9 protein-coding genes and 1 pseudogene are annotated in these 11,865 nt (G+C 51.6%); 4 read left to right on the plus strand and 6 right to left on the minus strand.

All coding sequences use genetic code 11. From position 1 onward, the window contains the following. The 3 genes and pseudogenes from FDW95_RS23445 to FDW95_RS03255 form a co-directional block, all read right to left on the minus strand. A pseudogene (locus tag FDW95_RS23445) lies at nucleotides 1–162 on the minus strand (nitrate reductase); the annotation flags it as partial. A gap of 55 nt (nucleotides 163–217) precedes the next feature. Then, the gene (locus tag FDW95_RS03250; protein ID WP_096757020.1) at nucleotides 218–1,603 is read right to left on the minus strand and encodes a NarK family nitrate/nitrite MFS transporter; all 1,386 of its coding nucleotides are present in this window, start codon (nucleotides 1,601–1,603) and stop codon (nucleotides 218–220) included. 207 nt (nucleotides 1,604–1,810) lie between these two features. Further along, nucleotides 1,811–2,389 carry a TetR family transcriptional regulator gene (locus FDW95_RS03255; RefSeq protein WP_115258482.1) on the minus strand — a complete coding sequence of 193 codons (579 nt, stop codon included), beginning with the start codon at nucleotides 2,387–2,389 and terminating at the stop codon, nucleotides 1,811–1,813. 116 nt (nucleotides 2,390–2,505) lie between these two features. Here FDW95_RS03255 and FDW95_RS03260 point away from each other — a divergent pair, with 116 nt between their 5' ends. After that, on the plus strand, nucleotides 2,506–3,993 hold the full coding sequence (locus FDW95_RS03260) for an MFS transporter (protein ID WP_096757025.1): 1,488 nt from the start codon (nucleotides 2,506–2,508) through the stop codon (nucleotides 3,991–3,993). Here the strand turns inward: FDW95_RS03260 and FDW95_RS03265 are convergent, their stop codons facing one another. The 3 genes from FDW95_RS03265 to yddG all read right to left on the minus strand — a co-directional run bounded on the left by FDW95_RS03265 (nucleotide 3,994) and on the right by yddG (nucleotide 6,939). Then, nucleotides 3,994–4,374 (minus strand): GFA family protein, encoded by a 381-nt coding sequence (locus tag FDW95_RS03265; RefSeq protein ID WP_096759399.1) that lies wholly within the window; start codon nucleotides 4,372–4,374, stop codon nucleotides 3,994–3,996. It abuts the gene before it with no gap. Between the two features lie 143 nt (nucleotides 4,375–4,517). Further along, nucleotides 4,518–5,597, minus strand: coding sequence for a porin OmpD (gene ompD, locus FDW95_RS03270; RefSeq protein WP_115258483.1), 1,080 nt, complete (start codon nucleotides 5,595–5,597; stop codon nucleotides 4,518–4,520). Between the two features lie 460 nt (nucleotides 5,598–6,057). After that, nucleotides 6,058–6,939: an aromatic amino acid efflux DMT transporter YddG gene (gene yddG / locus FDW95_RS03275; RefSeq protein WP_115258484.1), complete on the minus strand. Its 882-nt coding sequence runs from the start codon at nucleotides 6,937–6,939 to the stop codon at nucleotides 6,058–6,060. A gap of 288 nt (nucleotides 6,940–7,227) precedes the next feature. Here yddG and fdnG point away from each other — a divergent pair, with 288 nt between their 5' ends. The 3 genes from fdnG to fdnI are packed head-to-tail and all read left to right on the plus strand — an operon-like array spanning nucleotide 7,228 to nucleotide 11,822. Further along, the gene (gene fdnG, locus FDW95_RS03280) at nucleotides 7,228–10,275 is read left to right on the plus strand and encodes a formate dehydrogenase-N subunit alpha (protein WP_137363411.1); all 3,048 of its coding nucleotides are present in this window, start codon (nucleotides 7,228–7,230) and stop codon (nucleotides 10,273–10,275) included. Between the two features lie 13 nt (nucleotides 10,276–10,288). Beyond that, nucleotides 10,289–11,173, plus strand: a complete 885-nt coding sequence (gene fdnH / locus FDW95_RS03285) for a formate dehydrogenase N subunit beta (protein ID WP_115258486.1) — start codon at nucleotides 10,289–10,291, stop codon at nucleotides 11,171–11,173. After that, on the plus strand, nucleotides 11,166–11,822 hold the full coding sequence (gene fdnI / locus FDW95_RS03290) for a formate dehydrogenase-N subunit gamma (protein WP_096757031.1): 657 nt from the start codon (nucleotides 11,166–11,168) through the stop codon (nucleotides 11,820–11,822). Before fdnH ends, fdnI begins: the two co-directional genes overlap by 8 nt. Nucleotides 11,823–11,865: the final 43 nt, after the last annotated feature.

The raw sequence follows: 11,865 nt of genomic DNA on the forward strand, positions 1-11,865 counted from the left end.
ACAGTTGACGCCGTGGGTCGAGCGGACAATTTTATCGAACTGCCAGCGCTGACGATAGCTGTCTTCCCAATCCCTATTGGTGTGCATGACTTGCCCGTGCCCGTCGGCAAACGTATCGCCCTTTTGTTTAAAGTAACGAAAGCGATCCAACAGTTTACTCATGACATTTCTCCTGCTCCTAATGGACGCTGCCTACGATCTGCAGGCCAAATAGTTGTTATTTTTTTTGTGATTTGCGGCCATAGACCAGCCAGGTCACCAGCACGCAGACGATGTAAAACACTAAAAATATTTTCATGGCGCCCACTGGTGATCCAGTCAGCGCCAGCGAGGTACCGAAGGCTTTCGGAATAAAGAAACCACCCACTGCGCCAATGGCCGAGATAAAACCAAGGGCCGCTGCGGTGTCGGTTACCGCTTCGCGCTGGGCCTGTTCTTCCGTACCACCGTGCAATTTCACGCGGTAAATGGTTATTTTGCGAAAGATAACCGCAATCATCTGGAAAGTTGAGCCGCTGCCCAGACCGGCGGTCAGGAACAGTCCCATAAACACCAGGTAGAAGGCGGTGAAGTTTCCAGAACCCGAACCCGGCAAGGTGAGGAACAGCAGGCCGCTAAACAGTGCCATAAACATAAAGTTGATTAACGTCACCCGCACACCGCCAAACTTGTCCGAGATAACGCCGCCCGCAGAGCGCGCCAGTGCGCCGATAAACGGCCCAAAGAACGCCAGTTGCAGAATATTTACGTCAGGAAACTGGGTTTTGGCCAGCATGGCAAACCCGGCGGAAAAACCGATAAATGAACCGAAGGTGGCGAGATACAACAGGCTTAACAGCCACAGATGAAAACGCTTCAGTACCGGCAGCTGTGAGGCGATAGAGGCTTTGGAACTGGCGATATCGTTCATGCCGATGCCCGCTGCCAGAGTGGAGAGCAGCAGCAACGGCACCCAAATCCAGGCGGCGTTGGTCAATGACAGTAACGAACCATCAGGTTGCGGCACGCCCTGGACGCCGAGGAAGGTAAAAATAGGCAGAAAAATCACCAGTGGAGCGATCAATTGCATCACGCTGACACCCAGATTGCCGAGACCGCCGTTAACGCCGAGTGCGCTGCCTTGCTTCGCTTTCGGGAAGAAGAAGCTGATATTGCCCATGCTGGAGGCAAAGTTAGCGCCAGCAAAACCACACATCAGCGCAATAACGATAAATACGCCAAACGGAGTAGCTGTATTTTGCACCGCAAATCCGAGCCACAGGCACGGGATAACAAGAATCGCAGTGCTAAAAACCGTCCAGCGGCGGCCGCCAAATATAGGCACCATAAAGGAGTAGGGGACGCGTAATATTGCACCAGAAAGGGACGGTAATGCGGTTAATAAAAAAAGTTGATCGGTGGTGAAATTAAAACCAATTTTATTTAAGTTTACTGCTACGGCGCTAAATAGCATCCAGACACAGAACGCAAGAAGGAGACAACTGACTGATATCCAGAGGTTTCTTCGGGCAATATGCTTACCTTTATTTTCCCAAAAGGCGGCATTTTCTGGTTTCCAGTCGGTTAAAAGATAACGATTATTTTTCTCATTTGAAGGTGACATATTATCCTCACATGCGCACGTCGTTCAAGAAATAAACGCATACAGAGCCGTACTGGCCCTGATTAGAAATTATTGAAAAGCGTTAAGAATATTGAATGAAAGGATAGATAAAAAAGCGCAATAGTGCGGAGTGTGGGGAGAATTAAGCGTTGCTTATGTGTTACTAATTGTAAATATAAAAGATACATTATTAATGTATCAATAACATTAACTAAACAGCTCCAGACGAATCATTCGATCCAGATGCCGTGTAAAGGCCGGATCCGCCATTTCTGACATCCCCAGCGCATACATACCGTCGAGGCCACACACGAGACCGATCAAGCGCCAGGCGACGTCGGCGGCATCCGGTTCGGCCAAAAACTCACCTTCTTGCTGGCCGCGAAGAATGATCGCCGTTGTTTCTTCATGCCACATGCGCATGGTCAGTAGGTAGGCGCTTTTGATTTCGGGGTCTTTGTCAGCCAGGATCTGCGCTTCTCGCCAGAGTTTAATGTACGGCTCAAACCCGCCGTCATCACTGCCAAGCATAGCGTGGAGTTGCTCGCGGAAGGTCGCACCTTCGCTGACCTGTTCCGCATCAAGCAGGGTACGAATCAGACGAACAAACGCCTGAGACTTAAGCTCACCGGCTGACGTGAAATGGTGATGCAGTTGGCCGGTCGCCACTTTCGCCTCGGTTGCAATGCGTCGTACCGTCATGGCGCTAAACCCTTCTTCCAGCGCGACGCGCATTGCCGCCTGCAGAATCACTTCCCGACGTTCATCCCGATTCAAATAACTCATACATCCCCCTCTACCTACGTTGAAGGCAGTCTAACAAAAAGTTGGACATATGTTCAATTTTCCGTAGGATCGTTAAAGCTGGACATGTGTCCAGTTTAAGTTTTGTAGGGAGTTTTATGTTTCGTCAGTGGTTAACGTTAGTGATTATTGTGCTGGTCTACATCCCTGTTGCGATTGATGCAACGGTGCTGCACGTTGCCGCGCCCACGCTGAGTATGACGCTGGGTGCCAGTGGTAACGAGCTGCTGTGGATCATTGATATTTATTCCCTGGTGATGGCAGGGATGGTGCTGCCGATGGGGGCACTGGGCGATCGCATTGGCTTTAAACGCCTGCTGCTGTTGGGCGGAGGCCTGTTTGGTCTGGCCTCGCTGGCTGCAGCCTTTGCCCATACCGCCGGATGGCTTATCGCCACGCGCGCCGTGCTGGCAATTGGTGCGGCAATGATCGTCCCGGCGACGCTGGCCGGTATTCGTGCGACCTTTGCTGAACAGCGCCACCGTAATATGGCGCTTGGCGTCTGGGCGGCGGTCGGTTCCGGCGGGGCAGCATTTGGTCCGCTGGTTGGCGGTATGCTGCTGGAGCACTTCTATTGGGGTTCTGTATTCTTAATCAATGTGCCGATTGTGTTAGTGGTGATGGCATTGACCGCGCGTTACGTTCCGCGCCAAACCGGTCGTCGCGATCAGTCATTAAATTTCGGTCATGCGATTATGCTGATTGTCGCCATTCTGCTGCTGGTGTATAGCGCGAAAACGGCGCTGAAGGGACACATCGCGACGGGCGTGATTGTGCTGACGCTGTTGGTGGGCGCTTTACTGCTGGGGCAGTTCGTGCGCATCCAGCTTGCCGCATCGCGCCCGATGATCGATATGCGACTGTTTACCCATCGCATTATCTTAAGCGGCGTTGTCATGGCAATGACTGCGATGATAACCCTGGTAGGCTTTGAACTATTAATGGCCCAGGAACTGCAGTTTGTGCACGGATTAACACCGTATCAGGCGGGTCTCTTTATGCTGCCAGTGATGCTGGCCAGTGGATTCAGCGGGCCGATTGCCGGGATGCTGGTATCGCGCCTGGGACTACGTTGCGTGGCTACCGCGGGCATGGCGCTGAGTGCCGTCAGCTTCTATGGGCTGGCGATGACCGATTTTAGCACCCAGCAGATCCAGGCCTGGATATTAATGGCCCTGTTGGGCTTCAGTGCCGCCAGCGCGCTGTTAGCCTCCACGGCGGCCATTATGGCGGCGGCACCCGCAGAAAAAGCGGCCGCTGCCGGGGCTATCGAAACCATGGCCTACGAGTTGGGTGCGGGTCTGGGGATCGCGATTTTTGGTTTACTGCTAAGCCGCAGTTTTTCCGCGTCAATTCTGCCGCCTGCAGGACTTAACCCGCAGGAGCTTGAGCGCGCCTCATCATCGATGGGGGAAGCGGTACAGCTGGCGCACTCGCTTCCGCCCTCACTCAGTGAGGCGCTGTTGACGGCCGCCAGAGACGCCTTTACCTGGTCGCATAGCGTGGCATTGAGCAGCGCGGGCAGCATGCTGATCGTCCTGGCGGTAGGAATGTGGTTCAGTCTGGCAAAAGTGAAACAGCAATAACTAGTGGGCTAAATGGCAGGGGTAATCCATCTCTTCGACTTCTTTTCCACTCAGTCGAGCGTATTGCCCCGTCAGTCTCCAGAACGCAGGCTGTGTTTCGGTGTAGATCTCTGCCGCTAAAATCAGGCGGCGGCGGTCTACTTCGTTCAGTTCCAGCAATGTCCACGGAATAAAGTAGCGTTCGCTGTCGGTCAGCGTAAACCACAGCGGGCACCCGCAACCGGAACAGAAGAAACGTTCACCACGATTTGAAGAAGGAAAGTGCGAAGGTTCCGCAGATTCTGGCGACATCAGCGGATGACCGCTGGCTTCCAGATACATGGCGATGCCGCCAGACCACTTCTGGCACAGCGTGCAGTGGCAGGCATAGACATCAAGCATGTCGACGTTAACGGTAAAATGACTTTGTCCGCAAAGACAACGACCTGTGAACGTCTGCACGTCATACTCCTTATGACCGAGTCTACTTCAAGAGAAAAAGCCAGCCCGTAGAGGACTGGCTTTGTATTTCACTTACAACAAAATTAGAACTGGTAGTTCAGGCCAACAGCCACAACGTTGTCGGTGCTTACACCAGCAATACGTGTGAAGTTGTTGTCATCCAGCAGGTTGATTTTGTAATCAACGAAGGTGGACATGTTTTTGTTGAAGTAGTAGGTCGCACCCAGGTCTACGTATTCAACCAGATCCTGGTCGCCGAAGACGGCAATGTCTTTACCTTTGGATTTCAGGTAAGCGATGGACGGACGCAGACCGAAGTCGAACTGGTACTGAGCCACAGCTTCAAAGTTCTGCGCTTTCTCAGCGATACCGGCAACGTTGGAACCATAAGTGGTCATGTTGCGGGTTTCAGAGTATGTGGTTGCCAGGTAGATGTTGTTCGCATCATATTTCAGGCCAGCAGCCCATACTTCAGCGTTTTCACCATTAGCTTTGAAGATGTTGTTACGGTTGTTCTGCTCGTCGGTACGGTCAGATTTCGCATAGGTTGCACCTACACCGAAGCCTTCGTACTCATAAGTGGTAGACAGACCGAAACCGTCGCCATTCGCTTCTTGAACGTCGCTACGGTCATTTTTACCCTGGTACTGCGCGGCAAAGTTCAGACCTTCAACCAGACCGAAGAAGTCGGTGTTACGGTAGGTTGCAACGCCGGTAGCACGCTGGGTCATGAACACGTCAGTCTGGGTCCAGGTATCACCACCGAACTCAGGCAGAACGTCGGTCCATGCGCCGATGTCGTAAGCTACGCCGTAGTTACGGCCGTAGTCGAAAGAACCGTATTCAGCGAATTTCAGGCCAGCGAATGCCAGACGGGTTTTGTCTGCTTCGGAACCCTGACTTTCAGAACGGTTGCCTTTAAATTCGTATTCCCACTGGCCATAACCAACCAACTGGTCGTTGATCTGGGTTTCGCCTTTGAAGCCCATACGTGCGTAAGTTTTGTCGCCATCGCTGCCGTTGTCGTCAGAGAAGTAATGCTGAGCGTGAACTTTACCGTACAGATCCAGTTTGTTGCCGTCTTTGTTATATACCTCAGCTGCGTTTACCGCACCTGCTGCCAACAGGGAAGTCACTGCCACTGCAACTAATTTAAGTTTCATTCTAAATAATCCTTATAATTTTCTTCTTGGTGTGATTCCTAAACCATTGCTAAACGAAGGGGTTCGTCAATGGCGAACTATTTTTAAATGACCTTGTGGTATGAGTTCAATAATAAGTTTCATGATATTGCAGAATATTTGAAGTTGTGTGATCTAGATCTACTTAATACAACTGATTATATTAGTCGTAATATGTGATTTATCGATATGGGTATATTTACACAAGGAACTATTATGCTGGCTATGGTTTAATTAGCGTTAATTGCGCATGTGTAATATATACATTTAGAGGGATATAGATAACCATGCAATACTTTCATGGGTTAATTAATTACCATATTTTTAACATTTAATTAAACAAAATAAAACATAAAACACAAGCGGAATGAACAATAAATATCCATTAATGTGACGATAATATAACCGGATTTCGTTTTTAGGCTCCACCCGGCATCTTTTTTCAGGCGCGGCGTGTTGCCAGCCAGCACAGCAAAGAGCCAGCGCAGACCATCAGTGCACCTTGCCAGAACGAAAATGACAGCGGGGCGCTCAGCAGCACGGCGGCAAGTGCTGAAGAGAGGACCGGTGTGAAATAAGAGCCAACGGCCATAACCGTGACATTCCCGTGCAGGATACCGATATTCCACGCCGCATAGGCAAATCCTAAGGTTAATGCGGCGGTAAACAGTTTAATGGTCACCGGCGTGCTGAATACCATCTCAGGTTGTGGCGTAATAAAATAATAAATCCACAAACTGGTGGCCGTCAGTAAAACGAACACGGTGATGCCGTTAAAGCCTTTTGCATATTTATTGGTCACAGTGCAATAGGTCGCCCAGATAAATGCGCCAAGAAAAGCGAGAAAATAACTGAGCGGGCTACTGGCGACGTTGCTGACAATTTCACCTAAGTTAAGTCCATTATCTCCACCTAATACCCAGCAAACACCGGTCAATGCCACGATTAATCCGGGGATAACCAGCCAGGTTGTTTTTTGACCATTAAATAATATCGCAAACAATATGGTCAGGCTGGGCCAGAGATAATTAACCATACCGACCTCAATCGCCTGGTGGCGGGTGGCGGCATAGCCCAGCGCTAACGCTAAACATATTTCATAGCTAACGAACAGTACGCTGCCGGCGATTAAATAGCGAACAGGAAACTGACGGATATTCGGGAAGCCAACGGTGAATATTAGCAGCAGACCGCTTAAAGAAAAGATCATGGCAGCGCCGCCCGCAGGCCCCAGTCCCTCGCTAACGCCACGGATCAGCCCAACCATGGTGCTCCAGAGGATGATGGCGATAAGCCCAATCAACGTTGCTTTTTGTTTTGTCATTCGGTTTGTCTGTCCATAGTACTGGCAAAAAAATGGAGCTGAAATGTATAGCACTTTTAGGTCGTAGCACGCTAACGAATTAGCTTTTGGCTAACCCCTTGTGGGTATGAGGGTTAAACAAACTGCACTATTTAGTAGCGGAACCGTTTCGTTATTGATTTGACGCAAAAAATTTATGGATATAGCTGTTAGTTTCGTCGCGAAGTTGTACGCATCACCTTTCAAGCTGCCGCTTTAGTGCAACGAGAAGGTGCCAGTGTACGCATCCCTGCAAAAAAGAGGAAAGCAATGGACGTCAGCCGCAGACAATTCTTTAAAATCTGCGCGGGCGGTATGGCGGGAACAACAGTAGCCGCACTGGGTTTTGCACCCAAGATGGCTCTGGCTCAGGCGCGAAATTACAAGCTGATACGCGCGAAAGAGATCCGAAACACCTGCACATACTGTTCCGTAGGTTGCGGGCTATTAATGTATAGCCTGGGTGATGGAGCAAAAAATGCCAAAGAATCGATTTACCATATCGAGGGGGATCCGGATCATCCGGTGAGCCGTGGGGCATTATGTCCGAAGGGCGCAGGATTGCTGGACTACGTACACAGTGAAAACCGTTTACGTTATCCTGAATATCGCGCACCGGGTTCCGATAAATGGCAGCGCATTAGCTGGGATGAAGCATTCACCCGCATTGCAAAATTAATGAAAGCTGACCGTGACGCCAACTTCATTGAGAAGAATGAGCAGGGTGTAACGGTAAACCGCTGGCTTTCAACCGGGATGCTGTGCGCATCTGCGGCAAGTAATGAAACCGGCATGCTGACGCAAAAATTTGTGCGCTCACTCGGCATGCTGGCGGTAGATAACCAGGCGCGCGTCTGACACGGACCAACGGTAGCAAGTCTTGCTCCAACATTTGGTCGCGGTGCGATGACCAACCACTGGGTTGATATCAAAAACGCTAACGTCGTGATGGTGATGGGCGGTAACGCCGCTGAAGCTCACCCGGTCGGATTCCGCTGGGCGATGGAAGCCAAGAACAACAATGATGCCACGCTGATTGTTGTCGATCCCCGTTTTACACGTACAGCCTCCGTCGCGGATATTTACGCGCCGATTCGTTCCGGTACGGACATTACGTTCCTTTCCGGTGTGTTGCTGTACCTGATTGAAAACAACAAAATTAACGCTGAATACGTTAAGCACTATACCAACGCCAGCCTGCTGGTGCGGGATGATTTTGCTTTCGAAGATGGTCTGTTCAGCGGCTACGACGCAGAAAAACGTCAATACGATAAATCGTCGTGGAACTACCAGTTCGATGAAAACGGCTACGCCAAACGCGATGAAACGCTGTCCCATCCGCGCTGTGTCTGGAACTTGCTGAAACAGCACGTTTCCCGCTATACGCCGGACGTGGTGGAAAACATCTGCGGTACGCCAAAAGCCGACTTCCTGAAAGTGTGTGAAGTGCTGGCCTCTACCAGCGCGGCCGATCGTACCACCACCTTCCTGTACGCACTGGGCTGGACTCAGCATACCGTGGGCGCGCAGAACATCCGCACCATGGCGATGATCCAGTTGCTGTTGGGTAACATGGGGATGGCCGGTGGCGGCGTCAACGCTTTGCGCGGTCACTCCAACATTCAGGGGTTAACCGACTTAGGTCTGCTGTCTACCAGCCTGCCGGGCTATCTGACGCTGCCGTCTGAGAAACAGACCGATCTGCAAACGTATCTGACGGCGAATACGCCAAAAGCAACGCTGGCCGATCAGGTGAACTACTGGGGTAACTATCCTAAGTTCTTCGTTAGCCTGATGAAATCTTTCTACGGCGATGCGGCGCAGAAAGACAATGACTGGGGCTTTAACTGGCTGCCGAAGTGGGATCAGTCCTACGACGTCATTAAATACTTCAACATGATGGATAGCGGGAAAGTCACCGGCTACATCTGTCAGGGCTTTAACCCGGTTGCGTCCTTCCCGGACAAAAACAAAGTGGTGCAGTCGCTGAGCAAACTGAAGTATCTGGTGGTTATCGATCCGCTGGTGACAGAAACCTCAACGTTCTGGCAAAACCATGGTGAATCGAACGATGTCGATCCGTCGACTATCCAGACCGAAGTGTTCCGTCTGCCATCAACCTGCTTTGCGGAAGAAGACGGCTCAATTGCCAACTCTGGACGCTGGCTGCAGTGGCACTGGAAAGGTCAGGATGCACCGGGCGAAGCGCGCAATGACGGCGAAATTCTGGCCGGTATTTACCATCGTCTGCGCAATATGTATCGCACTGAAGGTGGTAAAGGCGTAGAACCAGTACTGAAAATGAGCTGGAGCTACAAGCAGCCGGACGAACCGCATTCAGAAGAAGTGGCGAAAGAGAACAACGGCTATGCGCTGGAAGATCTCTATGATGCCAACGGCGTGCTGGTTGCGAAGAAAGGCCAGTTGCTGAACAGCTTTGCGCTGCTGCGTGATGACGGTACTACGGCATCCTCCTGCTGGATTTACACCGGTAGCTGGACCGAGCAGGGCAACCAGATGGCTAACCGCGATAACTCTGATCCGTCGGGGCTGGGGAATACGCTGGGTTGGGCATGGGCATGGCCACTGAACCGCCGCGTGCTGTATAACCGCGCATCGGTCGATCCGCAGGGTAAACCGTGGGATCCGAAGCGTATGCTGATCAAGTGGAACGGAACGAAGTGGACGGGTAACGATATCCCGGACTTCAACAACGCACCGCCAGGTAGCGCGACCAATCCGTTTATCATGCAACCGGAAGGTCTGGGTCGTCTGTTCGCCATCGACAAGCTGGCGGAAGGGCCGTTCCCGGAACACTACGAGCCGTTTGAAACGCCGCTGGGCACCAACCCGCTGCACCCGAACGTCATCTCTAACCCGGCTGCACGTTTGTACGAAGCGGATGCGTTACGTATGGGGAACAAGAATGACTTCCCATATATTGGTACGACCTATCGTCTGACCGAACATTTCCACACCTGGACCAAGCACGCGTTGTTGAATGCGATTGCCCAGCCAGAGCAGTTTGTGGAAATCAGCGAAACGCTGGCGGCGGCGAAAGGGATTGCCAACGGCGATCACGTGAAAGTCAGCAGCAAGCGCGGGTTCATTCGTGCGGTTGCGGTGGTGACGCGTCGTCTGCGCTCGCTGAACGTCAACGGTCAGCAGGTAGAGACGGTGGGGATCCCGATTCACTGGGGCTTTGAAGGAGTCGCGCGTAAAGGCTTTATCGCCAACACCCTGACACCAAATGTCGGTGATGCAAACTCGCAAACGCCGGAATACAAAGCGTTTTTAGTTAACATCGAGAAGGCGTAAGGGAGGCGATCATATGTCTATGGAAACGCAGGACATCATCAAAAGGTCCGCTACCAACTCCATCACGCCGCCTCCTCAGGCACGTGATTACAAAGCAGAAGTCGCGAAGCTGATTGACGTTTCCACTTGTATTGGGTGTAAAGCCTGTCAGGTGGCATGTTCAGAGTGGAACGATATCCGTGATGAAGTCGGCCATTGCGTCGGGGTGTACGACAACCCTGCCGATCTCAGCGCCAAATCCTGGACGGTGATGCGTTTTACCGAAACCGAACAGAATGGCAAGCTGGAATGGTTGATTCGTAAAGACGGCTGTATGCACTGTGAAGATCCGGGCTGCCTGAAGGCGTGCCCGTCTGCCGGAGCCATCATCCAGTACGCCAACGGGATTGTTGATTTCCAGTCAGAGCATTGCATTGGCTGCGGTTACTGTATTGCCGGGTGTCCATTTAATATTCCGCGCCTCAATAAAGAGGATAACCGCGTGTATAAATGTACGCTGTGTGTGGATCGCGTGAGCGTCGGGCAGGAACCTGCCTGCGTGAAAACGTGTCCGACCGGGGCGATACATTTCGGCACCAAGCAAGAGATGCTGGAAATGGCCGAGCAGCGCGTGGAGAAACTGAAATCGCGCGGCTACGAACATGCCGGTGTCTACAACCCGCAGGGTGTGGGTGGAACGCACGTTATGTACGTCCTGCATCACGCCAACCAGCCGGAGTTGTACCACGGTTTGCCAAAAGATCCGCAGATAGATACTTCTATCAATCTGTGGAAAGGGGCACTGAAACCGCTGGCCGCCGCCGGATTTATCGCCACCTTCGCCGGGCTGATTTATCACTACATCGGTATTGGCCCGAACAAGGAAGTGGACGACGACGAGGAGGATCATCATGAGTAAGTCGAAAATGATTGTGCGCACGAAGTTTATCGACCGCGCCTGTCACTGGACAGTGGTGATCTGCTTCTTTCTGGTGTCGCTGTCGGGGATTTCGTTTTTCTTCCCGACGCTGCAGTGGCTGACGCAGACCTTCGGTACACCGCAAATGGGCCGCATTTTGCACCCATTCTTCGGTCTGCTGATTTTCGTCGCGCTGATGTTCATGTTTGTGCGCTTTGTGCACCACAACATCCCGGATAAGAAAGATATTCCGTGGCTGAAAAACATTGTGGAAGTGCTGAAGGGCAATGAACACAAAGTGGCGGACGTCGGTAAGTACAACGCCGGACAAAAAATGATGTTCTGGTCGATCATGAGCATGATTTTTGTGCTGTTGATCACCGGGGTGATTATCTGGCGTCCGTACTTTGCGCAGTTCTTCCCAATGCAGGTTGTGCGTTACAGCCTGCTGATCCACGCTGCGGCGGGTATTATTTTGATGCACGCCATCCTCATCCATATGTACATGGCATTTTGGGTGAAAGGATCGATTAAAGGCATGGTCGAAGGGAAGGTCAGCCGCCGCTGGGCGAAGAAGCATCACCCACGCTGGTATCGCGAAGTCGAAAAAGCCGAAGCCAAAAAAGAGAACGAGCAAGGGCTGCAATAACCCATTGACGTTCTGCTGATAAAAATGGCGCTACCGATGTAGC

The sequence above is a fragment of the Citrobacter sp. wls718 genome, assembly GCF_005280945.1.
GTDB classification, from domain to species: Bacteria; Pseudomonadota; Gammaproteobacteria; order Enterobacterales; family Enterobacteriaceae; genus Citrobacter; species Citrobacter gillenii.

Excerpts from the sequence above, each read along its gene's own strand:
- fdnH (WP_115258486.1), top strand. The coding sequence starts at position 10,289 with ATGTCTATGGAAACGCAGGACATCATCAAAAGGTCCGCTACCAACTCC.
- yddG (WP_115258484.1), bottom strand. The coding sequence starts at position 6,939 with ATGACAAAACAAAAAGCAACGTTGATTGGGCTTATCGCCATCATCCTC.
- FDW95_RS03265 (WP_096759399.1), bottom strand. The coding sequence starts at position 4,374 with ATGCTTGATGTCTATGCCTGCCACTGCACGCTGTGCCAGAAGTGGTCT.
- fdnI (WP_096757031.1), top strand. The coding sequence starts at position 11,166 with ATGAGTAAGTCGAAAATGATTGTGCGCACGAAGTTTATCGACCGCGCC.
- ompD (WP_115258483.1), bottom strand. The coding sequence starts at position 5,597 with ATGAAACTTAAATTAGTTGCAGTGGCAGTGACTTCCCTGTTGGCAGCA.
- FDW95_RS03250 (WP_096757020.1), bottom strand. The coding sequence starts at position 1,603 with ATGTCACCTTCAAATGAGAAAAATAATCGTTATCTTTTAACCGACTGG.
- FDW95_RS03255 (WP_115258482.1), bottom strand. The coding sequence starts at position 2,389 with ATGAGTTATTTGAATCGGGATGAACGTCGGGAAGTGATTCTGCAGGCG.
- FDW95_RS03260 (WP_096757025.1), top strand. The coding sequence starts at position 2,506 with ATGTTTCGTCAGTGGTTAACGTTAGTGATTATTGTGCTGGTCTACATC.